The 25684-nt window shown below is 68.0% G+C and carries 22 protein-coding genes; 20 read left to right on the top strand and 2 right to left on the bottom strand.

Translation table 11 applies throughout. The features are described 5' to 3' along the window. The first annotated feature begins 217 nt into the window (after positions 1-217). Positions 218-1021 carry a sterol desaturase family protein gene (locus OKA11_RS00940; RefSeq protein ID WP_267218350.1) on the top strand — a complete coding sequence of 268 codons (804 nt, stop codon included), beginning with the start codon at positions 218-220 and terminating at the stop codon, positions 1019-1021. Here OKA11_RS00940 and OKA11_RS00935 read toward each other — a convergent pair. Further along, positions 1016-2170 (bottom strand): Gfo/Idh/MocA family protein, encoded by a 1155-nt coding sequence (locus OKA11_RS00935; RefSeq protein ID WP_267218349.1) that lies wholly within the window; start codon positions 2168-2170, stop codon positions 1016-1018. The genes OKA11_RS00940 and OKA11_RS00935 overlap by 6 nt on opposite strands. A gap of 119 nt (positions 2171-2289) precedes the next feature. On the opposite strand from OKA11_RS00935, the gene OKA11_RS00930 reads away from it, so the two are divergent. The 10 genes from OKA11_RS00930 to OKA11_RS00885 all read left to right on the top strand — a co-directional run bounded on the left by OKA11_RS00930 (position 2290) and on the right by OKA11_RS00885 (position 11612). Further along, positions 2290-2685 (top strand): c-type cytochrome, encoded by a 396-nt coding sequence (locus tag OKA11_RS00930; RefSeq protein ID WP_379489301.1) that lies wholly within the window; start codon positions 2290-2292, stop codon positions 2683-2685. A 14-nt stretch (positions 2686-2699) separates the two neighbouring features. Next, positions 2700-3743, top strand: a complete 1044-nt coding sequence (locus OKA11_RS00925) for a sugar phosphate isomerase/epimerase family protein (RefSeq protein WP_267218348.1) — start codon at positions 2700-2702, stop codon at positions 3741-3743. A 61-nt stretch (positions 3744-3804) separates the two neighbouring features. Continuing rightward, positions 3805-5109: an MFS transporter gene (locus OKA11_RS00920; RefSeq protein ID WP_267218347.1), complete on the top strand. Its 1305-nt coding sequence runs from the start codon at positions 3805-3807 to the stop codon at positions 5107-5109. Next, positions 5106-6032, top strand: a complete 927-nt coding sequence (locus tag OKA11_RS00915) for a hydroxypyruvate isomerase family protein (RefSeq protein ID WP_267218346.1) — start codon at positions 5106-5108, stop codon at positions 6030-6032. The genes OKA11_RS00920 and OKA11_RS00915 overlap by 4 nt, the downstream gene beginning before the upstream one ends. A gap of 14 nt (positions 6033-6046) precedes the next feature. Next, complete coding sequence (locus OKA11_RS00910; RefSeq protein WP_267218345.1) at positions 6047-6886, top strand: 3-keto-disaccharide hydrolase; 840 nt, start codon at positions 6047-6049, stop codon at positions 6884-6886. Next, complete coding sequence (locus OKA11_RS00905; RefSeq protein WP_267218611.1) at positions 6883-7470, top strand: gluconate 2-dehydrogenase subunit 3 family protein; 588 nt, start codon at positions 6883-6885, stop codon at positions 7468-7470. The genes OKA11_RS00910 and OKA11_RS00905 overlap by 4 nt, the downstream gene beginning before the upstream one ends. Next, on the top strand, positions 7467-8312 hold the full coding sequence (locus tag OKA11_RS00900; RefSeq protein ID WP_267218344.1) for a sugar phosphate isomerase/epimerase family protein: 846 nt from the start codon (positions 7467-7469) through the stop codon (positions 8310-8312). Before OKA11_RS00905 ends, OKA11_RS00900 begins: the two co-directional genes overlap by 4 nt. Before the next feature lie 24 nt (positions 8313-8336). Further along, complete coding sequence (locus OKA11_RS00895) at positions 8337-10019, top strand: GMC oxidoreductase (protein WP_267218343.1); 1683 nt, start codon at positions 8337-8339, stop codon at positions 10017-10019. 68 nt (positions 10020-10087) lie between these two features. Next, positions 10088-11161, top strand: coding sequence for a LacI family DNA-binding transcriptional regulator (locus tag OKA11_RS00890; RefSeq protein ID WP_267218342.1), 1074 nt, complete (start codon positions 10088-10090; stop codon positions 11159-11161). Between the two features lie 40 nt (positions 11162-11201). Continuing rightward, complete coding sequence (locus tag OKA11_RS00885) at positions 11202-11612, top strand: Dabb family protein (protein ID WP_267218341.1); 411 nt, start codon at positions 11202-11204, stop codon at positions 11610-11612. 22 nt (positions 11613-11634) lie between these two features. Here OKA11_RS00885 and OKA11_RS00880 read toward each other — a convergent pair whose 3' ends face one another. After that, positions 11635-13803, bottom strand: a complete 2169-nt coding sequence (locus OKA11_RS00880; RefSeq protein ID WP_267218340.1) for a TonB-dependent siderophore receptor — start codon at positions 13801-13803, stop codon at positions 11635-11637. A 406-nt stretch (positions 13804-14209) separates the two neighbouring features. On the opposite strand from OKA11_RS00880, the gene OKA11_RS00875 reads away from it, so the two are divergent. The 9 genes from OKA11_RS00875 (at position 14210) to OKA11_RS00835 (ending at position 25649) form a co-directional block, all read left to right on the top strand. Then, complete coding sequence (locus OKA11_RS00875) at positions 14210-16408, top strand: TonB-dependent siderophore receptor (RefSeq protein ID WP_267218339.1); 2199 nt, start codon at positions 14210-14212, stop codon at positions 16406-16408. Positions 16409-16504: 96 nt separating this feature from the next. Then, on the top strand, positions 16505-17128 hold the full coding sequence (locus OKA11_RS00870) for an energy transducer TonB (RefSeq protein ID WP_267218337.1): 624 nt from the start codon (positions 16505-16507) through the stop codon (positions 17126-17128). Further along, the gene (locus tag OKA11_RS00865) at positions 17125-17634 is read left to right on the top strand and encodes an RNA polymerase sigma factor (protein ID WP_267218336.1); all 510 of its coding nucleotides are present in this window, start codon (positions 17125-17127) and stop codon (positions 17632-17634) included. Before OKA11_RS00870 ends, OKA11_RS00865 begins: the two co-directional genes overlap by 4 nt. A gap of 91 nt (positions 17635-17725) precedes the next feature. Beyond that, positions 17726-18724, top strand: a complete 999-nt coding sequence (locus OKA11_RS00860; RefSeq protein WP_267218335.1) for a FecR family protein — start codon at positions 17726-17728, stop codon at positions 18722-18724. A gap of 119 nt (positions 18725-18843) precedes the next feature. Next, positions 18844-21336 (top strand): TonB-dependent siderophore receptor, encoded by a 2493-nt coding sequence (locus OKA11_RS00855; protein WP_267218334.1) that lies wholly within the window; start codon positions 18844-18846, stop codon positions 21334-21336. Positions 21337-21374: 38 nt separating this feature from the next. Then, positions 21375-22949 (top strand): PepSY-associated TM helix domain-containing protein, encoded by a 1575-nt coding sequence (locus OKA11_RS00850; protein WP_267218333.1) that lies wholly within the window; start codon positions 21375-21377, stop codon positions 22947-22949. Continuing rightward, positions 22946-23269 (top strand): DUF3325 family protein, encoded by a 324-nt coding sequence (locus OKA11_RS00845; protein ID WP_267218331.1) that lies wholly within the window; start codon positions 22946-22948, stop codon positions 23267-23269. The genes OKA11_RS00850 and OKA11_RS00845 overlap by 4 nt, the downstream gene beginning before the upstream one ends. Beyond that, positions 23266-23577, top strand: coding sequence for a hypothetical protein (locus OKA11_RS00840; RefSeq protein ID WP_267218329.1), 312 nt, complete (start codon positions 23266-23268; stop codon positions 23575-23577). Before OKA11_RS00845 ends, OKA11_RS00840 begins: the two co-directional genes overlap by 4 nt. Continuing rightward, a complete protein-coding gene (locus tag OKA11_RS00835) occupies positions 23574-25649 on the top strand; it encodes a TonB-dependent receptor domain-containing protein (RefSeq protein WP_267218328.1) in 2076 nt (691 codons plus the stop codon). Before OKA11_RS00840 ends, OKA11_RS00835 begins: the two co-directional genes overlap by 4 nt. Positions 25650-25684: the final 35 nt, after the last annotated feature.

The raw sequence follows: 25684 nt of genomic DNA, 5'->3' as shown, positions 1-25684 counted from the left end.
CTTCGCGGCGTCCTTGCCAACGTAACGTAAAACCGATTGCGCGCCAATCGCGGCCTGTCACCTGAAGCCCGACAGGCGGCACCTCCCGTTGGTGCCGCACGAGACTTCAGGAGATTGCCATGTCCGCCATCGCGTATCGCCCGGTCCTTGCTGCCGGTATACTTGCCGTGCTTGCCCATGCCATCGCCTTTGCCGTCGCGCTGGCCTGAGCGCGGCAATGATCGAAACGCTCTTCACCGGTGAACAGGCGCTCACCGTCTGGCTCTGGGCCTTTGTCGCCACCGGCGTGGTTACCGGCATCGTCAGCGGCTTCTTCAAGGCGCGCAAAATCCAGCCACGCGGGTTCAAGTGGAAGACACTGCGCAACGAAGCGATCGTCGCCGTGATCACCCTGCTGATCTCGGGCAAGATCCTTGGCGCCGCTTCAGGCTGGCTGAAGGCGCAGGGCTGGATCACCTTCCACAGCGGCCCTGCCCCCTGGTGGATGATCGCGCTGGAGTTCGGTGCCTACTTCTTCCTGTTCGACACCTATTTCTACTGGCTCCATCGCTGGATGCACAAGGAGCCGTTCTATGGCTGGGTCCACAAGCTTCACCACAAGTCGACCTCGCCCAACCTGCTGACGACACTCTCGGTCAATCCACTGGAATCGATCATCAACGGCGGCTTCGTGCCGCTGTTCCTGGCGATCTTCACCGTTCATCCCGCAACGATGGCGCTGATCCTGCCGACCAACATCGTAATGGGTCTCTACGTGCACTCCGGGTACGAGTTCCTGCCGCGCTGGTGGAACCGCAGCTGGGCCACCAAGTGGTTCATCACCGCGACATTCCACGACCAGCACCATCGCTACTTCACCGGCAATTACGGCGGCTACACGACGATCTGGGACCGTCTCTGCGGAACCATGCGCAAGCGATACGAAGCCGATTTCGACACGATCAAGGCGCGCACGGCGCCCGATCGCGGCCTCCCGGGACTGCGCGCGGAAGGCGGCGAAGCCCAGGCGGTGAACTCATGACCCGGCCGTGACCGCCAGCTGCGTCCATTTGCTGTCAGACCGGGCATTGGCGACCACGCTTTCGACAAATGCCATGGTCCGCAGTCCCGCCGCGACGGATGGGAATGCGTCGTCCGGGCCCGGCGCATCGCCCAGGATACGGGCGGCGAAGGCGCGGTAGAGGTTTGCGAAAGCCTCGATGTATCCCTCGGGATGGCCCGCCGGGGTGCGCAGCCGCTGCAAGGTCGACGGCGCCAGCCCCGGACCGCCGGACCGCACGGTTTCCATCGGCCGGTCCAGCCAGCGCAGCACCAGACTGTTGGGCTCCATCTGCGACCACTCGAGACCGCCCGCCTCGCCGTGGATACGCAGCTTCAGGCCGTTCTCGTCCCCGGCCGCGACCTGGGTGGCCTTGAGCACGCCGCGCGCGCCGTTGTCGAGCCGCAGCAGCACGCTGACATCGTCATCCAGCTGGCGGCCCGGAACGTGGGTCGCAAGGTCGGCGCAGAGCTGGTCCACCCGGAGCCCCGAGACGTGTTCGGCAAGGTGGAAGGCGTGGGTGCCGATATCGCCGAGACAGCCCCCCAGCCCGGCGCGCGCGGGATCGGTGCGCCATTCGGCCTGCTTGTTGCCGTCCCGGTCGATCGGCTGGCTGAGCCAGCCTTGCGAATACTCGACCTGGACCAGCCGCACCTTGCCGAAGTCGCCGCGCGCCACCCGCGCGCGCGCCTCCTCGATCAAGGGATAGCCGCTATACGTGAAGGCAAGCGCGAAGTGACGGCCGGAACGCGCCGCAGCTTGCGCGATTTCCTGCGCCTCCACAGTGCTCAGCGCCATGGGCTTTTCGCAGAAGACGTGAAAACCGGCGTCCAGCGCGGCAATCGCCATCGGCGCGTGGAGGTGGTTGGGCGTGACGATCGACACTGCATCCACCCGTTCCGCTTCGGGCAGAGCCGATTCCGCTGCCAGCAGGGCCTCCAGCGATGCGTAGGTGCGCGCGGGTGCAATGCCCAGCATGTCGCCCGAGCGCCGGTTGCGCGCGGGATCGCTGCTGAAGGCGCCCGCGACCAGTCGCCAGTCCCCGTCGAGCGCCGCCGCCGCGCGGTGGATCGCGCCGATGAAGGCGCCTTCGCCTCCGCCCACCATGGCCAGTTGCAGGGTCCGTTTCATCACCGCTCTCCCTTGTATTTTTCAGAATACCGTAAAGTCATGAATTTCAGCCTTGATCCGATATGATTTACCGGTAAACATAAGGCAACAAGAAATAAGACGGAGAGTCGAGGATGCGCATGACAGCACCCCTCAGCCTGCCCCCCATGTCCCCGCGCCCGATGGCCGTCGCCGCAGCGATGATGCTGGCCGCCCTGTTCACGGCCAACAGTGCCGCAGCGCAGACCGCACCCGCCGCCTTCAACGCCTGCCGCGCCTGTCACAGCGTGGACAAGGGCGGCAAGAACGGTGTCGGCCCCAACCTCAACGGCGTGGCCGGACGCCAGGCCGCCGCTGCCCCCGGCTTCAACTATTCGCCTGCGCTCAAGGGTTCGAAGCTGCGCTGGGACGACACGACGCTCGACGCCTTCCTGGCGGCTCCGGCAAAGAAGGTCCCCGGCACCCGGATGCCGATCGCCACCCCCGATCCGGCCAAGCGCGCCGCGATCGTCGCCTATCTCAAGAGCCTGAAGTAAGGGGCACAAGCACGATGCGCGGTCCGGCCATCTTTCTGGCGCAGTTCATGGGCGATGCCGCCCCGTTCGACACCCTCGACAATGCCGCACGCTGGATGGCCGCGGCCGGATACAAGGGCATCCAGGTGCCCAGCAATGATCCGCGCTGCATGGACCTGGCGCTTGCGGCCGAAAGCCAGGACTACTGCGACGAACTGGCGGGACGCTGCCGCGAGGCCGGGGTCGAGATCACCGAGCTGTCCACCCACCTGCAGGGCCAGCTGGTGGCGGTCCACCCCGCCTATGACGCCGCCTTCGATGCTTTCGCCCCTGCCGAGCTGCGCGGCAGGCCCGCCGCCCGGCAGGCATGGGCAGTGGAACAGCTGAAGCTCGGCGCCAAGGCCAGCCGCCGCCTGGGGCTGAGCGCCCACGCCACCTTTTCCGGCGCCCTCGCCTGGCCGTTCTTCTATCCCTGGCCGCAGCGTCCTGCCGGTCTGGTGGAGGAAGCCTTCGCGGAACTGGGGCGGCGCTGGCAGCCGATCCTCGACAGCTTCGAAGAGGAAGGGGTCGACCTCTGTTTCGAACTCCATCCCGGCGAGGACCTGCACGACGGCCTGACCTTCGAGCGTTTCCTCGATGCCGTGGGCGGCCACCGGCGCGCCAACATTCTCTACGATCCCAGCCACTTCGTGCTTCAGGCGATGGACTACCTCCAGTTCATCGACATCTATCACGAGCGCATCCGGATGTTCCACGTCAAGGACGCCGAACTCAATCCGACCGGGCGGGCGGGCGTCTATGGCGGCTATGCCGACTGGGTGGATCGTCCCGGCCGTTTCCGCTCGCTGGGCGATGGGCAGGTGGACTTCACCGGCATCTTCTCGCGCCTCACCCAATACGGCTACGAGGGCTGGGCGGTGCTCGAATGGGAGTGCTGCCTCAAGCACCCCGAGGACGGCGCGCGCGAGGGGGCACCCTTCATCGCGGCGCACATGATCCGCCGTCCGGAGCGGGCTTTCGACGATTTCGCAGGGGGCGGAGATCCCGCCAACAACCGGAGCTGGCTGGGCCTGACCTGACGGCACGGCAAACACGACCCCGATAACAGACAACACGGGGCCCATGGGTAGAGGATCGGGCATGACGGACATAAACCGGCAAAGGCTATTCTGGCTGAGCGTCCTGGCGCTGTTCACCGCGTCGATGAGCGCATCGCTGCGCGCGGCGATCGCCAGCAGCCTGAAGGCGCAGTGGATCGACCCCGTCGCGCCGATTTCGGCCGGCGAAATGATCGGCGCCGCGCTGGGCTCGGCGTTCCTCGGCTTTTCGATCACCGTCTTCGTGGTCAGCGCGGTGCTGGACCGGATCGGCATTCGCCGCGTGCTGATCGGCTGCGGGATCGCCTTCCTCGTCGGCACCACCCTCATCGTCGGGGCGGGCGTGTTTGCGGCCGGCATGGCGGTCTACCACCTCGTCTGGCTGGGGATGTTGCTGAGCGGCATCGGCTGGGGCTTTGCCGAGGCATCGATCAATCCGCTGACCGCGCGGCTCTATCCCGAGGACACCACCCACCGGCTCAACGTGCTCCACGCCTGGTATCCGGGCGGACTGATCGTCGGCGGGCTTGCCGGCGTGTTCCTGGCGCCGCTGCTGCCCTGGCAGGCGATCATGGCGCTGGTGTTCCTGCCCGCAGTGCTCGTCATCGTCATCGCCGCCACCACCCGCTTCCCCGAGCCGCCCGCAACCGCCGGCGGCCGGGCAATGAAGGACATGATGCTGGAAGTGGTGCGCCGTCCCAGCTTCTTCATCTGGTTCGGGGCGATGTTCCTGACCGCCTCGTCCGAACTCGCGCCGGGCCAGTGGATCGACGTGGCGCTCAGCAACCGCGTCGGCATGCGCGGCATCCTCCTGCTGGTCTACGTCAGCGCGCTGATGTTCGTGTTCCGCCACTTCGCCGGACGGATCGCCGGACGCCTGTCCAATCCGGGGCTGCTCTGGGTCTCCAGCCTGCTCGCCGCGATCGGCCTGTTCCTGCTCTCGCAGGCCCAGTCGCCGGTCTCCGCGATCCTGGCATCGACCGTCTGGGGCCTTGGCGTCTGCGCGATGTGGCCGACGATGCTGGCCTCGGTTGCCGAACGCTACCCGCGCGGCGATTCCTGGGCGCTCGGGCTGGTCGGTTCGGCCGGAGCGCTGGCCAGCTTCTTTGTGCTGCCGCGCCTTGGCGAGATGTTCGACCAGGCCAAGGTCGAACTGGCCGGCGGACCGGAGGCCTTCACGAAGCTCACCGGCCCGGCGCTCAAGGCCGTGGAAGATGCCGCCGCGTCCCAGTCGTTCGCCCGGCTGACCTTTGTCCCGCTGACGCTGCTGATCGTGTTCGGCGGGATCTGGCTGGCCGAGCGCCGCGCCGCCCGCAAGACCGGCGGCCTGGCGGAGGGCGCAGCATGAGCCTGACCCGGCGCACCGTGATCGCCACCGGACTGGCCGCTGCCGCCGCCCCCGCGCTTTCGGCAGCAAGGACCGGTGCCGCTGCGGGCGAAGGCTCGAACGCGGCGCATTTCTCGCTCGGCTATGCCCCGCACGAGGGCAGCTTTGCCAGCCGCGGCGGACTGCTGGAGCAGATCGCCTTTGCCGCCGACCAGGGCTTTCGCGCCTGGGAGGACAACGAGGCCGCCAAACGGCCCGTCGAACAGCAGGAAGCCATGGCCCGCGCCCTCGCGCAGCGCGGCATGACGATGGGCGTGTTCGTCGCCAGCATGCCGAAGTGGGCCGACTTCCGCCCGCTCCTGGGCAGCAACGACGATGGCGACCGGGAGGCCTTCCTGGCCGACATCCGCGCCTCGATCGCGGTCGCCAAACGCCTCGGCGCGCGGCACATGACGGTCGTCACCGGCTTCATGGACCGCAAGGTGCCCGAAGCGATCCAGACCGGCCGCATCATCGACTGCATGCGCCGCGCCGGCGACATCGTCGCGCCGCACGGGCTGACGCTGGTGATGGAACCGCTCAACACCCGCACCAACCATCCCGGCGTGTTCATGCAGTCGATCGCGCAGGGCTATGCCGTCGCGCGCGGCGCCAACGGGCCGGGCGTCAAGATCCTGGCGGATCTCTACCACGAGCAGATCCAGTCCGGGAACCTGATCCCGACGCTCGAGGCCTGCTGGGCCGAGATCGGCTATATCCAGTTCGGCGACAATCCCGGGCGCAAGGAACCGGGAACCGGCGAGATCAACTACGCCACCATCACCCGGTGGCTGCGCGCCCGAGGGTATGGCGGCGTGATCGGCATGGAGCACGGCAACTCCGTCCCCGGCCGCGAGGGCGAGGAGCGCCTGATCGCCGCCTACCGCGCCATCGACAAGACATGAAGGGGAACGACAGGATGCGACATCTCCCGTTCGGCCTGCTGGTGGCAGGCTCCATCCTGACGGCCACTTGCGTGGAGGCGCAGGACAAGCCGGGGTTCAGGGATACGCCGATGCTGCCCGGCGGCCAATGGCACGTCCACGATCCCGACCGGCCCGCCCCTGCAGAAGTCACGCCCGCCGCCGCCCCCGGCGGTCCGCCCTCCGATGCCATCGTGCTGTTCTCGGGCACCTCGCTCGATGCCTGGCACGGAGAGCGCGCCCCGTGGACGCTGGAAAACGGCGTCATGACGATCCCCTCGCGGGCCACGAGCGGCGGCGAGAACAACCTCGTCTCGAACCAGGAATTCGGCGACGTCCAGCTGCACCTGGAATTCCGCTCGCCCAATCCGCCCGAGAACAGCTCGCAGGACCGGGGCAACAGCGGCATCTGGTTCATGCAGCGCTACGAAGTGCAGATCCTCGACGGCTATCGCAACCCGACTTATGCCGACGGCACCGTAGGTGCGGTCTATGCCTGGAAACCGCCGCTGGTGAACCCCTCGCGCCCGCCCGGCGAATGGCAGAGCTACGACATCGTGTTCGAACGCCCGCGCTTCGACGCCGGGGGCGCGCTGCTGCGCCCGGCCTATGTCACGGTGCTGCTGAACGGCGTGCTGGTGCAGAACCACCAGGCGATGCTGGGCACCACCGTCTGGCGCAAGGTCGCGCAGTATCAGGCCCATGCCGACAAGGCGCCGATCCAGTTGCAGGATCACAATTCGCCGGTGTCCTTCCGCAACATCTGGGTCCGCCCGCTGCCGGAAGCGGCCATCGCGCAGGATCTCCACCAGGACCTCAAGGGGGCAGCACGATAATGGATCGCAGAAACGCGCTTGCAGGCATGGTCGCCATGTTCGGGGCCCAGCTCTTCGCCCCGCTCGCCCGCGCCGCCGGGGTCGCCGAGGTCGCCGGGGCCGCTGTCGGGGCGCCGGTCCCGGTCATCGACGAGGGCGCGCCCGGCATCCAGGTGTTCACGCCGGAACAGCGCGCGCTGATGACCGCGCTGTGCGAACGCATCGTGCCCACCACCGACACCCCCGGCGCGATTGCTGCAGGGGTTCCCGCCTATGTCGAGAAGCTGCTGGCGGATTGGGCGCTTCCGGAGGACCGGTTGCCGATCCTCTCCGGCCTTGCCGAAATCGACGCGCGCAGCCGGCAGGACTACAAGGTCTCCGCCGCCCAGGCCAGCCCCGAGCAGCAGGACGCGCTGCTGACCCTGGCGATGAACAACGCCGTTCCCGATGGCGAGGAGTTCTTCAAGGCGTTCCGGCAGATGGTGGTCGTCGGCTACTACACCTCCGAGATCGGCATCACCCAGGAACGCGAATACCTGCCCGTCCCCGGCGAATACAACGGCGCCTTCCCCTATTCTCAGGTCAACAAGGTCTATTCCGCATGATCATGAATCGTCGTTCCCTCATGCTGGGCGCCGGCGGCCTTGCCGCGCTTGCCAGCCAGCCCCTGCTTTCCAGCCTTGCCAGCGCCGCGCAGATCAAAAAGGTCGGCCTGCAGCTCTACACCGTGCGCGAGCTGTTTGCCGCCGATCCGGTCGCCACGCTCGAGAGCGTGGCGCGCATCGGCTACCGCGAGGTCGAGTATGGCGGCGGCGGCTACGATGCCATGGACCACACCCTGCTGCGCAAGACCATGGACCGGCTCGGCCTCACCAGCCCCTCCATCCACGTCGGCTACGATGCGCTGCTCAACACCTTCGATGAGAGCGTGGCGATGGCGCGCACGCTGGGCGCGGACACCATCGTCCTGCCCTACATGGTCGACAAGTACCGCAACGCCGAGGCCTGGGAAGCGGCGCTGGTCAACATCAACCGCTTCGGCGAGAAGCTGAAGGCCGCCGGTCTCGGCTTCGCCTACCACAACCACGACTTCGAATTCACCGTGAAGCCGGACGGCGTCAGCCTCTACGAGCGGATGCTAAAGGCGTGCAATCCCGCCTTCGTCCGCTTCGAGCTGGACATCTACTGGGCCGTCCACGCCGGGGAAGACCCGCTGGCACTGATCCGCCGTCTCGCTGGGCGTATCTACGCCTATCACGTCAAGGACATGCGGGCGGACCGCAGCATGACCGCAGTGGGCGCGGGAACGATCGACTTTGCCGGGATCTTCAAGCTCAACGGCCTTGCCGGCGCGCGGCACTTCTATGTCGAGAACGACCAAGCGCCCGCGCCGTTCCTGCCCGACATCACCAAGAGCTTCCAGACCCTCAGCGCCCTGCGCTTCTGACCTTCGATCCGGGAGAAGAACATCATGGCGGCAACCGACAGGTTCGATGCGATCGTCATCGGCTCCGGCATCAGCGGCGGCTGGGCGGCAAAGGAACTGACCGAAAAGGGCCTGCGCGTGCTGATGCTCGACCGCGGCCACATGGTCGAGCACGGCGAGGACTACACCTACGACGGCAAGCCCGCCTACGAAGTCCCGGCGCGCAACGTCATGCCCGAGGGCCTGCGCGAGAGCGACTACTTCATCGCCCAGCACGGCTACGTCGCTCCCAGCAACCGGGCCTTCTACAACAACGACCGGCTGAATCCCTACGATTTTGCCCAGGGCAGCAAGTTCTACTGGATCCGCCCCGGTGCGGTGGGCGGCAAGTCGCTGATCTGGGGGCGCTGGAGCTTTCGCTGGAGCGCCGCCGATTTCGAGGCCAACAAGCGCGAGGGCATCGGCGGAAACTGGCCGATCGGTTATGACGACCTCCTGCCCTGGTACAGCTACGTCGAGAAATACATCGGCGTCTCGGGATCGCGGGAAAATCTCGATTACCTGCCCGACAGCGAGTTCCAGCCGCCGATGCCGATGAACATCGCCGAGAAGTGGATGAAGCAGCGGCTGGAAACCGCCTTCCCGGGCCGCAAGTTGATCAATGCCCGCCTGTCCAACATGACCGAGGACAAGCCCGAGCAGAACCGCACCCGCTGCCAGCTGCGCAACCAGTGCAGCAACGGCTGCTCGTTCGGCGCCTATTTCTCGACCCAGGCCGTCACCCTGCCCGCCGCCCGGGCGACCGGACGGCTGACGCTGCGCTCCGACGCGGTGGTCACCAACCTCGAATACGATCCCGCCAGCCGCAAGGTCACCGGCGTGCGCTTCATCGATGCCAAGACCGGGCAGGCGGAAGTGGTGCGGGCAAGGGTCGTCTTCCTCAATGCCTCGACGATGGGCTCGCTGCAGGTCCTGATGAACTCGCGTGCCGAGGGCACCGGCAAAAGCCACTTCAACAGCAGCGGCACGCTGGGCCGCTACGTGATGGACCATATCTTCCGCGTCGGCGTGCAGGGCGACATTCCGGGCATGGAGGAGTTCATCGAATATGGCCGCCGCCCCGGCGCCATCTATGTCCCCCGTTTTCGCAACAACGGGCGGGACGAGGGCCTCGGCTTCCACCGCGGCTACGGCTACCAGGGGGCGGCCTACCGCGAACCGTCGCGGCCGGTCGGCTTCGGCGCCGCGATGAAGGAAGGCATGCGCCGCTACAGCGGCTGGAAGTTCCAGATGGGCGCCTTTGGTGAATGCCTGCCCTACGAAGACAACCACGTCGCCCTGAGCGCGAGCAAGGTGGACCGTTTCGGGGTGCCGCTGATGCAGTTCAACGTCACCTTCCGCGACAACGAACTGAAGATGATGGCCGATGCGCGCGAGCAGGGCGAGAAGATGCTGCGCGCCGCCGGGCTGACCAACGTGGTGAGCAAGGTGAGGGAGCATGTGCCCGGCGATGCCATTCACGAGATGGGCGGCGCGCGCATGGGCGACGATCCCCACAGCGCCGTGCTCAACAAGTGGAACCAGGCGCATGATGCGGCCAACCTGTTCGTCACCGACGGCGCGCAGATGGCCTCGGTCTCCTGCGTCAATCCCTCGCTGACCTTCATGGCGCTGACCGCGCGGGCGGTGGATCACGCTGTCGCCGCGATGAAGGCCGGAACGATCTGACGCCTATGTTTCCGGCGCTGCGCAGCCGCCGGAAACACGCTATCAGAGGCCATGGAGACAAGAACCTGATGGCGAGGCGTAACGAAAACGGCGTGACGATCCGCGCCGTGGCACAGCGGGCGGGCGTATCCGCGATGACCGTGTCCAACGTCCTCAACGGCGCCGGCAGGGCCAGCGCCGCCACGGTGGAGACGGTCCGCGCGGCGATCGCCGAACTGGGCTATGTCCCCAATCTGGCGGCGCGGCGGCTCGCCAAGTCGCGCGCGACCACCGTCGGCCTGCTCTACAGCGACCGGCGCACGCCGTTTCTGGATGCCGTGCTGGTGGGCGCCCTGCGCGCTACCAACGCCCAGGGCCTGCAACTGCTGCTGCGCGACGGCGAAGGCAGCAGCCGCGCCGAGGCCGAAGCCATGGCGCAGGACCTCGTGCGCTCGGGCGCCGATGCCCTGCTGCTGATCCCGCCCTTTGCCGAACAGCTCAGCGGATCGGCGGTTCTGGAAGAGCTCGGCGTCCCCCTCGCCGCCATCGCCACGGGGACGGCGCTGGCCGATGTCACCACCGTGCGGATCGACAACCGCGGCGCCATGGAGGCGCTCACCCGCGACGTCATCGCCGCCGGCCATCGCCGCATCGCCTATGTCGCCGGGCCGGACCATTACAGCGTTGTCGGCGCCCGCCTCGAAGGCTTTCTCGCAGCCCTGCGCGCGGCCGGACTGGCGGAGGAACCCGATCTCATCGTGCGGCACGGCGCGTTCGACTATGCCGCGGGCGAGACGGCGGCACGCCACCTCCTCGCCCTGCCCTCCCCGCCGAGCGCCATCATCTGCAGCAGCGACGACCTCGCCGCCGGGGTTGTCGCCGAAGCCAACCGGCAGGGCCTGCAATTGCCCGCCCGGCTCTCCGTCACCGGGTTCGACGACACCATCCTCGCCTCCCGGCTCTGGCCGCCGCTGACCGTCGTGCGCCAGCCGGTCGAGGACATGGCCTACCGCGCCGCCCAGTGCCTGATCGCCGCGCTCGGCAAGACCGGGAGCAAAACCGGGGGCAAGACCGGAAGCGAAGTCAGCGACGAGGTCTTCGACCATACGATCGTGACACGGGCCTCGATCGCCGCGCACAGCGCTTCGGAGGCTTTGTCATGACCTCCCACGCCGCCAACCTCGGAACAAGGACGACAAGACCATGGATGCAAGCAGACGCGAAGTCGCGGCCATGATCGCGCTGGGCGGCAGCGCCATGGCGCTCTCGGCGGCCCCGGCCGAAGCCGCGCCCACCCGGCCCGGACTGGTCCATCATGTGTTCTTCTGGCTCAAGCGCCCCGGATCGCAGGAGGACCGCGACCAGTTGATGGCGGGCCTGCGCACCTTGTCGGCCATTCCCGTGATCCGGAACCTGCAGATCGGCGTTCCCGCTGACACCGAGGCGCGCGACGTCGTCGACGGCAGCTACGACGTCTCCGAACTGATGTTCTTCGATAGCGTCGAAGACCAGAAGGTCTACCAGGACCACCCGGTCCATCAGGCCTTCGTCAAGGCTTGCAGCCATCTGTGGGCAAGGGTGGTTGTCTACGACATGGCCCTGACATCACCCTGAGATGGCCCGGGAGCGCGCGCGGTCAGAACCGCGCGCGCAGGCCCAGGGTGCCGGTACGCGGCGCGCCGGGCTGCACCCATAGCGGCGAATAGCTGTTGGCATACCAATGCGCATCGAACAGGTTGGCAACCGAGCCGAACAGTTCGAACCGGTCCATCACCTCCACGCTGCCGAACACCCGGAACAGGGTATGCGCGGGAAGCATGAAGTCGCTGCCGGTCTCGCCGAGGCGCTTGCCCAGGTGCTGCATGCCGGCGCCGATCTGCGCCTGACGGTTCCCGATGGTCAAGGCCTTGGCAAGTTGCATGGCAAGGTTGTGGCGGGGGATGTTGACCAGCGGATCGCCGGGGTTGATCTGGAACTGGAAATTGGGATCCTGCATGCGTGAGCGCGCCTCGGCATCGAGGTAGGCATAGCTCACCAGCACCTCGATACCGCCTGGCAGATGTCCGCCAAGATCGAATTCCACGCCCCGGCTGCGCGCCTTGCCGATCGCCAGCGAATAGGCCGGAGCATTGGGATCGGTGGCAAGCACGTTGGCCTTGGTCAGCTGGAACGCCGCGAGTGTCCCGCTCAGCGCCCCGCCCAGCACGGTGAACTTCAGTCCCGCCTCGATGGATTCGCTGGTTTCCGGATCGAAGATCGCTCCCGCCGCATCGGTGCCGACATTGGCGCGGAAGCCCTGTCCATAGGCGGCATAGGCCGTCAGCGGCGTGCTCAGCCGGTAGACGAGACCGGCCTGCGGACTGAACCGGCTGCGCCGGCGGCGACTGTCGACGCCGCTCAGGCGGTTGTCGGTCTCCAGCGTCAGGCGGTCGTAGCGGCCGCCGATGCGAACCTGGAGACGCGCGTCGATCGTGATCTGGTCCTGGAAATAGGCGCCGGTCGCGCGCTGCCGGTCGACGCGGTCGGTGATGACACTGGTCTGCGGCAGCGCGAAGCGGCCGTAGACCGGATCGAGGATGTCGATCACGTAGCCCTGCTCGTCGCTCGGGTCCGAGGCCAGGCTGGGCGGCCGAAAGCGGCGGAACACCTGATCGTAGGTGAACGCGTCATGATCCGCACCGATCAGCACGCGATGCCGCAGCGACGCCGTCTCGAACTCCCCGGCAAGCTCGGCGCGGACCACCTTGTGGCTCGCGTCGTAATAGCGCGACCGGCGCTGGCGCGAAAGCGAGCGGCCATCGCCGTAGAGCGCCTGGCGCGAGGGAACCGTTTCGGCATCGGACGAGGAACCGGTGAGCAAGGTGTCGCGAAGGCTCCCGCCCAGCAGCAGGCTCCAGCGATCGCTGAACTCGTGCTGGAGGCGCAACTGGTGTCCACTGGCGCGGGCGGTGGTATCGCCGTCCCCCGGCTCGCCCAGGAAGCGCGAACGCGGCACCGTGCGGAAATTTCCGTCAAGCACCACGATGCCGCGATCGAACGGCACGTCCACGCGGGTCTTCTCGAAATCATAGGTAAGCCGCGTATCGGGGCCAAGCGCGAGGCCGAGCGAGGGCAGGAACCCCCAGCGCGACTGATGGACATGGTCGCGGAAGGTGCCGCCCTGCTCGCCATAACCGATCAGGCGCGCGGTGAGGCCTGCGGTCAGCGCGACATTGACGTCCGCGTCGCCGCGCAGGCGCCCCCAGCTCCCGTATTGCACCGAAGCGCTGCCGAAACTGCGGCCGAGCTCGGCCTGCTTGGTCACGAGATTGACGGTGCCGCCCGGCTCGCCACGCCCGATCAGCGCCGCCGCCGGCCCCTTGAGCACTTCGACCCGCTCGATCCCGGCGGTATCGCGCTGCCCGCCAAAGCCGCGCCCGCCATTGAAGCCGTTCACCAGATAGCCGCTCGGCAGGTTCTCGTCGCCGGTGAAGCCACGGATCGCGAACGAGTCCCACAGCCCGCCCAGCGTGTTCTGCCGCACGACCGAGGCATTGAGGTCGAGCGCGTCGGTCAGGCGCTGGATTCCGCTGCGCTGAAGGGTCTCGGCCGAGATCTCTCCAATTGACTGGGGAATCTCCGAAACCGCGAAATTGCCGCGATAGGCCTGGCGCACGCCGGTGACGGTGATCGCTTCGCTGCGCTCGTCACTGTCCCGCTGCGCCTCCTCGGCGGCGGCCTGATCGAACGGTGCGAACGGCGCCAGCGCGATGACAAGAGGCACGGTTCGCGCGAGCCGCCTGCGGTTTCCGGTAAATCGATGCATGCAGCCCCCACGAGAATTTGCCTGACCAAAGCGGCGCACCGGCGCCGTGACCGGGCGGGCTTGTGTCAGGGCCGGGAGGCCTGGTCAATGTGATGTTGCATCATAACATCAAGATATTCACAAGAACCTGTCACCTGCGAAGGGGCGACATTTTTTCGAGATATGTGCGCACGCTGTCGGGGCCGGAAGTTTACGGTCATCGCGGTACGCGACTGGCCGGGGCTCTGGCCGGAGCGGCGCATGGCGCGTGAGTCAGGACACCAGCAGGCCACACCGCCCCGGTTCCCGCCGCACCATATCAAGCACTTACATTTCACTGCAGCGTTGCGAATGCGAACCATTCGCATTAATAGCCCCCCCCGCATAACAATGCCGGGAGGGCCGGCAGGGGAAACAGGGGCATCGAATGATCCGCACCACCAGGCACTATTTTCGCTATTGCGTCGCATCCGCATTGGCAGTTGCCGCGATGGACGCCGCCTCCGCCCGGGCTGAAACCTTGGCGGCCAAAGCATCCACGGGCGAAACCGCAGCAAGCGAAACCGTGCCGACCGAACCGGATGGCGATCCGATCGTGGTCAACGGCGAGACCGAAACCAACGGCCTCAGCCTCTCCTCGCGCGAAACGCCGCAATCGGTCACCGTGGTCGACAGCCTGCGCATGGAGGAGCAAGGTCTTTACGACATCGCGGCGGTGATGGAGCAGATCGTCGGCGTGCAGTCCAACCGCTCGAGCGCGCTCGGCACCGACGGCACCAACTATACCGCACGCGGTTTTGCCGTGCAGAACTACCTTGTCGACGGGGTCGCCCGCCCGACCAACCTCTATGGCTTCACCGAAGATACCGCCGACATGATCGCCTACGAGCGGATCGAGGTGATCCGCGGTTCGGCGGGCATGATGACCGGCACCGGCCAGCCTTCGGCGGCGATCAACATGGTCCGCAAGCGCCCCGCCGCCGACTTCAGGGCCAGCGCCGCGGCAACCGTGGGGTCCTGGGACATGGTCCGCATCGAAGGCGACGTGGGCGGCAAGGTGACCGCCGACGGACGCATACGTGCACGCGTTGCCGGGGCCTGGCAGGACAACAAGACCTTCATCGACCGTGAACATGCCAAGCGCCAGGCGCTTTACGGCGTCGTCGAGGCGGACCTCACGCCCACCACGCTGCTGACCGCCGGCATCGAGTACCAGAACTTCACCAACACCGGTGCCTCACGCGGCGGCGTGCCGCTGTTCTACACCGACGGCACGACGACCGACTTCGCCCGTTCGACCAACAGCGGCGCCGAATGGTCCGACTTCAACCGCAAGAGCGTCAACTTGTTCGCCTCGCTCACCCACGACTTCGACAAAAACTGGCAGTTGCGGATCGACGCCGAACACAAGGCCGGCTCCTATGACGAGACCATCGGCTATTTCTTCGGCCGGGCCATCGACAAGGACACCGGACTTGGCGGCACGCTCTATTCCACCCGCTGGGCGTCCGACCTCACCCTGAACGCCGTCTACGCGAACCTGCGCGGCAGCTTCGAGGCGCTCGGCCAGGAACAGCACATCGCGCTGACGCTGAGCCATGCGCAGTTCGACGACGACCAGACGCCCTATCCCGGCTGGTGGTCGGGCGGCGACTACGCGAAATCGGTCAATGCCTTCGAATTCTTCGCGACCGGCGAGACCGCCAGGCCCGACCTTTCGCCCAGCGGCGGTTACGCGGGCAACCGCGTGCGGACCACCGCCGCCTCAGCCGTCGCGCGGCTGAAGCCGATCTCGCCGCTCTCGGTCATCGTCGGCGGGCGCCTCACCTGGTGGCGGCAGGACAGCTACACGCAGGATACCTCCGGTCCCCGCAGCTGGACGCCGGGATCAAACGAAAAGGCGGTGGTGACGCCTTACGGCGGGCTTGTCCTGGACCTCACCCGGACCGTGTCGGCCTATGTCAGCTATGCCAGCGTGTTCGAACCGCAGACCCAGCGCACCGTCGATGGCGACATGATCGCGCCGCTGGAAGGCAATACCTACGAGGCCGGCCTCAAGGCCGACCTGCTGGACGGCTGGCTGAGCGCCAGCGCCGCCGTATTCCGCATGAAGCAGGACAACTACGCGCTGGCGGACGGCCCGGGCATCTTCGCGCCCGACGGCAGTTCGGCCTATCACGCGGTATCCGGCATGACATCGTCCGGCTTCGAAATCGAGGTCAACGGCGAGATCCTGCCCGGCTGGCGCGTCGCCGGCGGCTTCGCCAATGCCCGCGCCGAGGACCGCGACGGGGTTCGCCAGCTCCCGCAGATCCCCAAGAACACCTTCAAGATGTTCACCACCTACCGACTGCCCGGCGCGCTCGAGGCGCTGATGGTGGGCGGCAACCTCAATTGGCAGGGCAAGACGACGGCGGACGGCACCGGCCCCAACGGCGAAATCTACACGCAGGGCAGCCTCGCCACACTGGACCTGCTGGCGAACTACCGCATCTCGGAGCGCTTCTCGGTGACCGCCCACGTGGATAACGTCTTCGACAAGAAGTACTATTCGGGCCTCTACATCGGCAGTTCCCGCTATGCGACACCGCGCGCGGCCACGCTGACGCTGCGCGGCACGCTGTGACGCGCGGCGGGTAGCCCGGCACACCGCGCGATGCCCGCGCCCCGCCTCCTGCACCGGCTGTGCCATCCCCCCCGAAAAGGCGGGAACGGCGCGCCGGTGCGCGCCTTGGCGCTTGCCGTCACCGCCGGGGTCCACGTGGCGGCGGTCGCGGTGGCCGCGCTCGCCTTCGGCTGGCTGCAGGCAGGCGGGACCAATCACCCCGCGCCGCCCACCCTGGTGACCTTTGATGTGCACGCCCCCGATCCCGCCCGCCGCGAGCCCAGGGCACCGGCGGCGCGCCCGCGGCCAGTCCCGGGCTCGCCGCCAGCCGCTCTTGCCCTTCCCCTTCCCGCTCACCCCGCGGCACTGATCCAGCCGCCGGTCTCCGAGCAGGCGGCACCGGCCACGAGCGGGGGCGTGGCGGACGGTCTGCCCGACCTTGCCCTGTCCTATCGCCGCGCCCTGATCGCGCAGCTGGAAGGCCAGCGGCGCTATCCGGCGGCGGCGCTGCGCCAGCAGGCACAGGGGACCGGCTCGCTGCTGTTCCGTATCGACCGCGAAGGGCGCCTGCTGGGCGCGGCCATGGTCTCCGGCACCGGACATGCCGCGCTTGACCAGGCCGCGCTGGACATCGTCTCGCGCGCCGCGCCGTTCCCGCCGATCCCGGCCGGGTTGCCGGACGAACTGGCGATCACCCTGCCCCTCACCTTCCTGATCGGCGACGGGCAGGTCGTGCCATGAGCGGGGGCGACACGACCATCGTCGGCTGCCATCAGGCGGCGCTGAGCGCCTACGTGCGCTCGCTAGTGGATTCGGCTCCGCTCGCCGCCGACATCGTGCAGGAGACCTGGGCCCGGGCGATCCCCGCGCTGCGTTCGGGCCGGGTCGAGAACCCGCGCGCCTTCCTTTGCCGGGTCGCCCGCAATCTGGTCAACGACCGGGCGCGGGAGAGCGGCAAGTGGCGCCCCTGGCTGGCCGAGGAAGCGGCAGGCAGCGCCGTGGCCGATGACAGCCCCGACGCCGAACGCCGCGTCCTTGCCGCGGACCGGCTGCGCATGGTGCGCGGCCTCGTGGCGGACCTTCCACCGCGATGCCGGGAAGTCTTCACCTTGCGCAAGTTCGACGGGCTCGACCAGGCCGACATCGCCGATCGCCTCGGCATCACCCGGGGCGCGGTCGAAAAGCAGCTCCGCATCGCTCTGCTGACGCTGGCCAGCCGCCTCGGCGAAATCGAGGAGGACGCATGATGTTCGAGACAGGCCGCGCGCAGGGCAAGGCCGGTTCCGTCGGGGGCATTCTCCCGTCCCGGTCGGCGACTTCCACCGAAGGGACGCAGCCGTGACCGAAAACGCACCGCGCCCTCCGCTTCCCGCCGCCATCGCCGAAACCGCCGCCGACTGGATCGTGCGCCGGGACGCGGGACCATTGCCCGCCGGCGATGAACGGGCCTTCCGGGACTGGCTGGCCGAGCCTGCCCATCGCCGCGCCTTCGAACAGCTGGCCGCGCTGTGGGGGCTGATGGATGCCGAACCGGCCCCGGCCCCGTCCCCATCGCCGGTGCTGCCATCGCTGCCCGCCGCGCGCCGGATCGTGCCCCCTCGCACCCGCCTCCCGACCGCCGCGCGTATTGCGAAAACAAGGCGCTGGACCGGTGCGGCCGTCGCCGCATCCATCGCGCTGGCGGCCTTCGGCTCTCTCGGTGACTGGCCGGCTCGCCTGCGCGCGGACTACACCACCGGCATCGGCGAACGCCGCACGCTGACGCTGGAAGACGGTTCGCGCGTGACGCTGGGCAGCAGCTCGGCCATCGCGCACGACTTTTCCGGCAACGCACGCACGATCACCCTGCTTGAAGGCAGCGCCTTCTTCGAGGTCGCGCCGGACCGCCGTCACCCCTTCACGGTCGAGGCGGCGGGCGGCAGCGCCACCGCCCTGGGAACCGCCTTCGCCGTGCGCGAACGGGACGGGAGCGCCGAACTCGTGGTGACCCAGCACCGGGTCCGGGTCCGCGCGGGAGAACGCTCCGGGGTCGTCGACGAAGGCCAGCGGGTCGATTTCGGCGCGCAGGAACTGGGGCCCATCGAGGCCGCCGGCAACGGCGCCACGGCCTGGGCCCAGGGCCGCCTTGTCGCGGTGAACCGGCCCCTCGGCGAGGTCGTTGCCGAGATTGCCCGCCATCGCCATGGCTATCTGTCGGTCGTGGGCGCAGCGGCCGACCTGAAGGTCAGCGGGGTCTACGACCTCGACCACCCGCTCGCCGCCGTGGACAGCATCGAACGCAGCCTGAAGCTCAGGTCGTTCCGGCTGTCGGATCGACTGATCGTGCTGCACCGCTAAATTGAGAAATTTATTTTCCGCCCATGGTCGTCTTTTCCCGACTGGCCCCGTCTTCATTATTGAGAATGCGTCGCAACATCGTGTTTGCGCCGCCTCGTGAACATCCGGGGGTCAATCCAATGTACAAGAAAATCGGCCATGACGGCGCGCGCCTGCTCGCCGCCGCGCTGCTGGCAGGCACCACCCTGGCAGGCGGCATGACCACGTTTGCCGCCCGCGCCGCCGCACAGGACGTGAATGCCTATGCCATTCCCGCCGGATCGCTGAGCGATGCCCTGAACAGCTTTGCGCAGCAGAGCGGACTGCAACTGAACTACGATGCCGCCTTGACGCAGGGGCGCCGCTCGCCCGGCCTCAACGCCCGGCTACCCTGGCGCGACGCGCTGGCCCGGCTGCTGTCGGGCACCGGCCTTGTCGCCCGCCCGAACGGCCCCGCCGCCGTGACCATCGCCCGCGCCACCACCGGGGCGATGACGCTCGACACGCTGCTGGTCCCGGCCAGCGCGGAGAGTGCCGTCGCCGTCCGGTCCGGCCCGGACGAGAGCTTCGCGGTCGCAGACGAGGCGCGGCCGGACGGCTCGATCGTCGTGCTGGGCCAGAACGACACGATCGACGCGCGCTCGGCCTCCGGCCCATGGGGCGAAAAGCTGGTCATCGACACGCCCTATGCGATCAGCGTGCTCTCGCAGGACCTTATCGAAAGTGTCGTGGCAGGCGACATGGACCAGCTGTTCAAGATGAACCCGGTCGTCCAGAACTCCGCGCCATCGACCGTCTACGGCACGCCTTACGTCACCATCCGCGGCTTCGATTCCCAGAAGGGCGTGGTGGACGGCGTGCGCCTGTCCTCCACCCTCACCGGCATCTCGATGGAGGAGCTCGCCAATGTCGAGATCATGAACGGCCTGTCCGGCTTCCTGTACGGCGTCGGCAATCCGGGCGGGGTGACCAACTATGTGCTCAAGCGGCCGACCTACAGCCCCACGCGCGACATCACCGTGGGCGACTATGGCAACCGGCAGTTCTTCGTCCATGCCGACCTCGGCGGCAGGATCGACCGCGACGGGGTGTTCGCCTACCGCCTGAACCTGTCCTATCAGGACGGTGAGACGGCCAAGCAGAACCAGAACGTCGCCCGCAGCCTGTTCAGCGGCGCGGTGGACTGGAACGTGACGCCGGACCTGCTGCTGCAAGTGGAAGCGGCGCATACCTACTACCGAATCGACGGCATCGATTCCCGCTTCTACGCCTATGCCGATACCAGTTATGCCGCGATCGACCACTGGATCGAACCGCTTGATGCCAGCAAGACCTGGACGCCGGACTGGACCTATCTCCAGGTCAAGACCGACCGCATCGGCACCAATGCCCGGTGGAAGCTCAACGATACCTTCAGCCTGCGCGCCGCCTATCTCTACAAGCGGGACGCACAGGAATCGATCAACGTCTATCCCGCCTATTTCGAGGACGTGGGCTGGAAAGTGGGCTGGGCCTCGCGCAGCGCCCCGTCCTACAACACCGCGCAGGGCGCCTATGCCTACCTCGACAGCGAATTCGAGACGCTGGGCATCCACCACCGCCTGACGCTGGGCGCCTCGGGCGACGTGCTGCGGGTGCAGCGGCATGTCACCAACTCGGTCAGCGCCGGATTCTCGCCGGCCTTCACCGACCCCGACGGCCTCAACACCTGGGCCATGCCCGATACGCTGAACACCTATTCCTGGGGCGCGCTCTACAGGTCCAGCCAGTCGCGGAACACCAACGTGATCCTGGGTGACGACATCCGCTTCACCGAGCAGCTGAGCGCCATGGTGGGCGTGAACCGCAGCACCGTGAAGGCCCGCAACTTCGGCGCGACCGGTGCGCGCACGTCCAGCTACAACGAAAGCGCCTATACGCCCACGATCTCGCTGGTGTTCAAGCCGGCGCCGCGCGTGACCACTTACGCGACCTACATGGAAGGGCTGGAACAGGGCTCTACGGTCCCCGACGATGCCACGCTCTACAACAATCCGGGCGAGATCATGAAGCCCTACGTCTCCAAGCAGTATGAAGTCGGCGCCAAGTTCGCCCCGATCGATGCACTGCTGATCACCGGCGCGCTTTACCGGATCGAGAAGGCCAATTCCTTCGACGAGACAGTGAACGGCAAGATCACCCGCACGCAGGACGGTGTGGAAGTCCATCAGGGCGTGGAACTGACGGTCACCGGCCATGTCACCCCGCGCCTCAACGTGATGCTGGGCGGCACCGTGATGGACCTGAAAGTCACCAGGACCAGCACCGCCGCGCTACTGGGCAAGAAGCCGACCGGCGTCAGCGACATGCTGGCGAAGATCTTCGCGGATTACGAGATTCCGGGCCTCGACGGCTTCTCCATCAGCGGCGGCGTCTATCACGCCGGCAAGATGTTCAAGGACAGCGCCAATCTCCAGAAGATCGACGGCTACACGATCGTCGACCTCGGCATGCACTACAAGACCGAGATCGACGGCCATCCGATCCGCTTCGACCTCAACATCGCGAACCTCGGCGGGCTCGATTACTGGGCGACCTCGTCTCAGCTCGGCAGCCCGCGCAACGTGGCCTTCGCGGTCAAGTACGGGTTCTGAGCGATGCGGTTCCCGAAGCAGCGCGCAAGGAGCGCCTCATGAAGCAGAGCCTGCGCCAGTCGATGGCATGGCTGCACACCTGGGCCGGGCTGGTGCCGGGCTGGGTGCTCTACGTCATCTTCGTGTTCGGCACCGCCGCGTTTTTCCAGCACGAGATTGATGCCTGGATGCGCCCCGAGCTGCCGGCCGAAACCCGGGTGACCCCGCGCGCCCTCGCCGCTGCCGACGCCCTGCTGCGTACCCGCGCGGCCGGGGCGGAAAGCTGGTCCGTCTCGCTGCCCACCGCACGCGGCGGCAGTGGGCTGGAACTATCCTGGGAGATGCCCGGGCATGACCGGCGCCACGGCCGCCACGAAGGCCCGCGCGTCACGCTCGATCCGGCGACCGGCGCCGAGATCCCGGTGCGCGAGACCCGGGGCGGTTTCTTCCTCTACCGCTTCCACTTCGACCTGCATTTCATGTCGGTCATGTGGGCGCGCTACCTGGTCTGCGTGGCGGCGTTGGCAATGCTCGTGGCGATCCTTTCGGGCGTGGTGACGCACAAGAAGATCTTCACCGACTTCTTCATGCTGCGCCTGCGCAAGGGCCAGCGCAGCTGGCTCGACGCGCACAACGCCGTCGCCGTGCTGGCCCTGCCGTTCCACCTGATGATCACCTACACGGGGCTGGCGACCCTGCTGTTCACGCTGATGCCCTGGGCGATCTCCGCCAACTTCCCGGACCGGCAGGCCTTCTACGCCGCGACCTTCCCGCAGGGCCCCGAGCGCGCGGCCAGCGGCGTGCCTGCGCCGGTTGCCCCGATCGGCCGGATGATCGCCGCGGCCCGCCCCCGATGGGGCGGTGCCTTGCCGAACTATATCTCGGTCGCAAACCCCGGCGACAGGGCCGGCGTGGCGACGCTCTACACCGCAAGGTCGCAATGGGGCGGCGGCCGGCCCGATTCCGTCTATCTCGACGCGGCGACGGCAACGCGGCTGTCGTCCACCCCGTCCCGCCCCGGCGGTGCGACCGCGACACACCGGGTGATGGTGGACCTGCACACCGGCTGGTTCGCGGGCTACGGCCTGCGCTGGCTCTACTTCCTCTCCGGGCTCGGCGGCGTCGCGATGGCCGCGACCGGGCTGTGCCTGTGGTGCGTGAAACGACGCGCCAGGTTGCCCGATCCGGCGCGTCCGCACTTCGGCTTCCGCCTCGTCGAGCGGCTCAACATCGGCTTCATCAGCGGCGCACCGATCGGCATCGCCGGCTATTTCCTGGCCAACCGGCTGCTGCCCGCCACCCTGCCCGGCCATGCCGACTGGGAGATCAACACCCTGTTCATCCTCTGGGGCGGCACGCTGGTCTGGGCCTTCCTGCGCCCGGCACGGCGCGCATGGTTGGAGACACTGGCCGCAGCGGCGGCACTCTATGCGGCGATCCCGCTCGTCAATGCCGCGACCACGACACGGGGCCTCATCCCCAGCCTGCTGGCGGGCGACCGGACATTCGCCGTGTTCGACCTGGTGATGCTGGCGCTGGCCGCCGGTTTTGCCTTTACCGGATGGACGCTGGCCCGCCACAAGCCCCGCGCGCTGCCCGCCCGCAAGCGGCGGAGCGAGGAGGCAATGGCATGACCCACATCGTCATCGCCGGTCTCGCGCTGGCCGGTTTTGCGCTGCTGCTCCTGGCCATGCCCCGACACCAGCAGGACTGGCTGCGCCGCAAGCTGCCCGCCCGCACCAGCGGGCGGCTGCGGCTCGGCGGCTTCGCCCTGCTCGCCGCTGCCTTCCTTGCCGCAGGTACCGGCCTTGGCTGGGCCTACGGCACGGTTGCATGGTTCGGCTGGCTCTCGTTCGGCGCCGCCGTCACGCTCGCCGCCCAGACCAATCGCGAGGCCATTCTCGCCCGTCTCCGCCCCACGCCGCCGCCGACAACCCCGGAGAACCGCGCATGACCGAACCCCTCCACGCCCCTTCGCTAGCGCGCCGCCGCTGGTCGGTCGCCTCGCGCACTTTGGCCGGCACGCTCGGCGCCTATGGCGTGACCGCAATGGGCACCGCAGCGCTCTCGCTTGTCCTCGCCGCGCTCGGCATGGACCGGGCCGAAGCGGTCACCGCCGCGACGCTGGCGAGCTACGCGGTGTTCGCGGCGATCGCCATCGCGGTGTTCCATGCCGCCAGCCCCGCCCGGGCCTGGGGCGGGCTGATCGCTGCCGCCGTGCCGCTCAGCCTGATCTGCTGGCTGCTGGCGACGGCGCGATGAACCCGCTTTCCCTGCTTTTCGCCGGTGCCGCGGCCATGGCATCCGGCACCTCCGGCGACGAACCGCAGAGCGGCGATCCGGTGCCCGCAAACGCGGCCCATGCCGCCCATGCCGCCCATGCCGCCAGTGGGCCCGACCCGGTCTACCCGGCCGAGTTCTACAAACCCTTCCAGCCCCAGACCGCGCTGGACATGCTGGAGCGCACGCCGGGCTTCATCCTTACCGAGGGCTCCTCGGTGCGCGGTTTCGGCGGCGCTGCGGGCAATGTCCTGATCGACGGCCAGCGCCCGACCGTGAAAGGCGGTGGCATCACCGAAGTCCTGCGGCGGATCGGCGCCTCGCGGGTCGAGCGGGTGGTCCTGCTGCGCGGCAGTGACGCCGCCGAGGCGCAGGGCCAGACGCTGGTCGCCAACCTGATCCTGCGCGCGGATGCGGGCGGTTCGGGCAATGCCTCGCTGGCTCTGGCGCATACCGCCGACGGCCATGTCTCCCCCGATGCCCGCGTCAGCTACGCGCGGCGGCTCGCGGGCTGGCAGACCAACCTCGAGCTTTCCGCCCAGACGGTGCGCTACCCCACCCACGCCGTCTATCTGGAGCGCGATGCCGCCGGCACCCTCACCCGCACGCGCCGCGAGCGGATCTCGGCCAAGGCGCCGCAATATGGCCTTGCCCTCTCGACCTCGGGCGCCCTCGCCGGGGGTACGCTGACGGTGAACCTGCGGCTCGGCAAGGACAGCTACGCCTCGCACACCGGCTACGACATCTTCGACGGCGCCGAGCACGCGGCACCCGATTCCGTCCGCACCATCGCCTACCGCGAAAGCAGCCGCAGCGGCGAACTCGGCACCGACTGGACCCGCCGCCTCGGCAACGACTGGAGCACCAAACTGGTCGCGCTGGGGACGCTCGAACGCTACGTCACTTCGGACGATCTGGTCGAACCGGGCTATCGCGGCGTGTCCAGCCAGCGCGAGAAACCGGTCGAGCTGGTCGGGCGCCTGACCCTGACGCGGGAGGGTGACCATCGGCTTCGGCCCGAATTCGGCGCGGAAGTGGCCTACAACCGCCTGACCAGCGCGCTCGACTATGCCCAGGACAGCGGTGCCGGGCTTGTGCCCATTGCGCTCAGCAATGCCGACACCCGCGTTTCCGAACGGCGCGCGGAGGCCTTTGCCAACCTCACCGTAAGGCTGGCCCGCCGCGTCTCGCTGGAAGCGGGCATGGCGGCCGAACTCTCGAAGATCACGGTAAGCGGCGAGGCCGCCAGCGCGCAAAGCCTGTCGTACCTCAAGCCTTCGGCGGCCCTCGTCTGGTCGCCATCGGCCGAAACGCAGCTGCGCCTCGCCATGCGCCGGACGGTCGACCAACTCGACTTCAGCGACTTCGCCGCCTCGGTCAACCAGACCGACGGGCGCCCGCTCGGCGGCAATTCACGGTTGCGTCCTGCCCGCCTGACCCGCGCGCTGGCCCGGCTCGACCATCGCTGGGGCAAGGGCGGGGCCCTCGCCCTCGAAGCCTGGCACCAGTGGCACACCGGCCTGCTCGGCTATGTCCTGCTGCCCAGCGGCGAGGAGGCGCTGGGCACGATCGGCAACGCCCGCCAATGGGGCGTAACGGCGCAGGGCACGCTGCCCCTGGAGGCGGTGCTGCGCGGCGCCCGGCTGACCGTGGACGCCGCCTTGCGCCGTTCGCGCATGCGCGATCCGGTGACCGGCGAGGATCGCCGCATGGACGACGTGCTGCCGCGCAGCATCACCGCGGAGCTGCGCCATGACCTCCCCGCGCTCAGGTCGTCCTGGGGGGTGACCTACACCGCCGCCGAATATGCCGATGTGTTCTACACCGGCGAACGGCTGCACTGGCGCGATGGCCAAAGCTGGGGAGGCTATGTCGAGACGACCGCGCTCCCCGGCTTCAAGACCACGCTCGCCGTCTCCGCGCTTGGCGGGCAGGACTTCTACCGGATGCGCCGTTTCTATGCGCCCAGCCGCGCGGGCGCGCCGACCGGCAGCGAGGAACGGCGGCGGCGGCAAGGTGCCTCGGTGACGCTGACGCTGGCAAGGGCGCTGTGACAACGGCCGGACAAGGCCTCTGCCTGCGCCCGTTG

Origin of the sequence: Novosphingobium clariflavum, assembly GCF_026420865.1 — a bacterium.
GTDB classification, from domain to species: domain Bacteria; phylum Pseudomonadota; class Alphaproteobacteria; order Sphingomonadales; family Sphingomonadaceae; genus Novosphingobium; species Novosphingobium clariflavum.
Note: the sequence above shows the minus strand (reverse complement) of the source record. Positions and strands in the feature narration are given on the sequence as shown.

What these genes read in the sequence shown, in the direction of transcription:
- OKA11_RS00940 (WP_267218350.1), top strand. Translation starts at nt 218, where the DNA reads ATGATCGAAACGCTCTTCACCGGTGAACAGGCGCTCACCGTCTGGCTC.
- OKA11_RS00850 (WP_267218333.1), top strand. Translation starts at nt 21,375, where the DNA reads ATGAAGCAGAGCCTGCGCCAGTCGATGGCATGGCTGCACACCTGGGCC.
- OKA11_RS00865 (WP_267218336.1), top strand. Translation starts at nt 17,125, where the DNA reads ATGAGCGGGGGCGACACGACCATCGTCGGCTGCCATCAGGCGGCGCTG.
- OKA11_RS00920 (WP_267218347.1), top strand. Translation starts at nt 3,805, where the DNA reads ATGACGGACATAAACCGGCAAAGGCTATTCTGGCTGAGCGTCCTGGCG.
- OKA11_RS00845 (WP_267218331.1), top strand. Translation starts at nt 22,946, where the DNA reads ATGACCCACATCGTCATCGCCGGTCTCGCGCTGGCCGGTTTTGCGCTG.
- OKA11_RS00910 (WP_267218345.1), top strand. Translation starts at nt 6,047, where the DNA reads ATGCGACATCTCCCGTTCGGCCTGCTGGTGGCAGGCTCCATCCTGACG.
- OKA11_RS00895 (WP_267218343.1), top strand. Translation starts at nt 8,337, where the DNA reads ATGGCGGCAACCGACAGGTTCGATGCGATCGTCATCGGCTCCGGCATC.
- OKA11_RS00915 (WP_267218346.1), top strand. Translation starts at nt 5,106, where the DNA reads ATGAGCCTGACCCGGCGCACCGTGATCGCCACCGGACTGGCCGCTGCC.
- OKA11_RS00925 (WP_267218348.1), top strand. Translation starts at nt 2,700, where the DNA reads ATGCGCGGTCCGGCCATCTTTCTGGCGCAGTTCATGGGCGATGCCGCC.
- OKA11_RS00840 (WP_267218329.1), top strand. Translation starts at nt 23,266, where the DNA reads ATGACCGAACCCCTCCACGCCCCTTCGCTAGCGCGCCGCCGCTGGTCG.
- OKA11_RS00890 (WP_267218342.1), top strand. Translation starts at nt 10,088, where the DNA reads ATGGCGAGGCGTAACGAAAACGGCGTGACGATCCGCGCCGTGGCACAG.
- OKA11_RS00885 (WP_267218341.1), top strand. Translation starts at nt 11,202, where the DNA reads ATGGATGCAAGCAGACGCGAAGTCGCGGCCATGATCGCGCTGGGCGGC.
- OKA11_RS00835 (WP_267218328.1), top strand. Translation starts at nt 23,574, where the DNA reads ATGAACCCGCTTTCCCTGCTTTTCGCCGGTGCCGCGGCCATGGCATCC.
- OKA11_RS00855 (WP_267218334.1), top strand. Translation starts at nt 18,844, where the DNA reads ATGTACAAGAAAATCGGCCATGACGGCGCGCGCCTGCTCGCCGCCGCG.
- OKA11_RS00930 (WP_379489301.1), top strand. Translation starts at nt 2,290, where the DNA reads ATGACAGCACCCCTCAGCCTGCCCCCCATGTCCCCGCGCCCGATGGCC.
- OKA11_RS00880 (WP_267218340.1), bottom strand. Translation starts at nt 13,803, where the DNA reads ATGCATCGATTTACCGGAAACCGCAGGCGGCTCGCGCGAACCGTGCCT.
- OKA11_RS00935 (WP_267218349.1), bottom strand. Translation starts at nt 2,170, where the DNA reads ATGAAACGGACCCTGCAACTGGCCATGGTGGGCGGAGGCGAAGGCGCC.
- OKA11_RS00900 (WP_267218344.1), top strand. Translation starts at nt 7,467, where the DNA reads ATGATCATGAATCGTCGTTCCCTCATGCTGGGCGCCGGCGGCCTTGCC.
- OKA11_RS00875 (WP_267218339.1), top strand. Translation starts at nt 14,210, where the DNA reads ATGATCCGCACCACCAGGCACTATTTTCGCTATTGCGTCGCATCCGCA.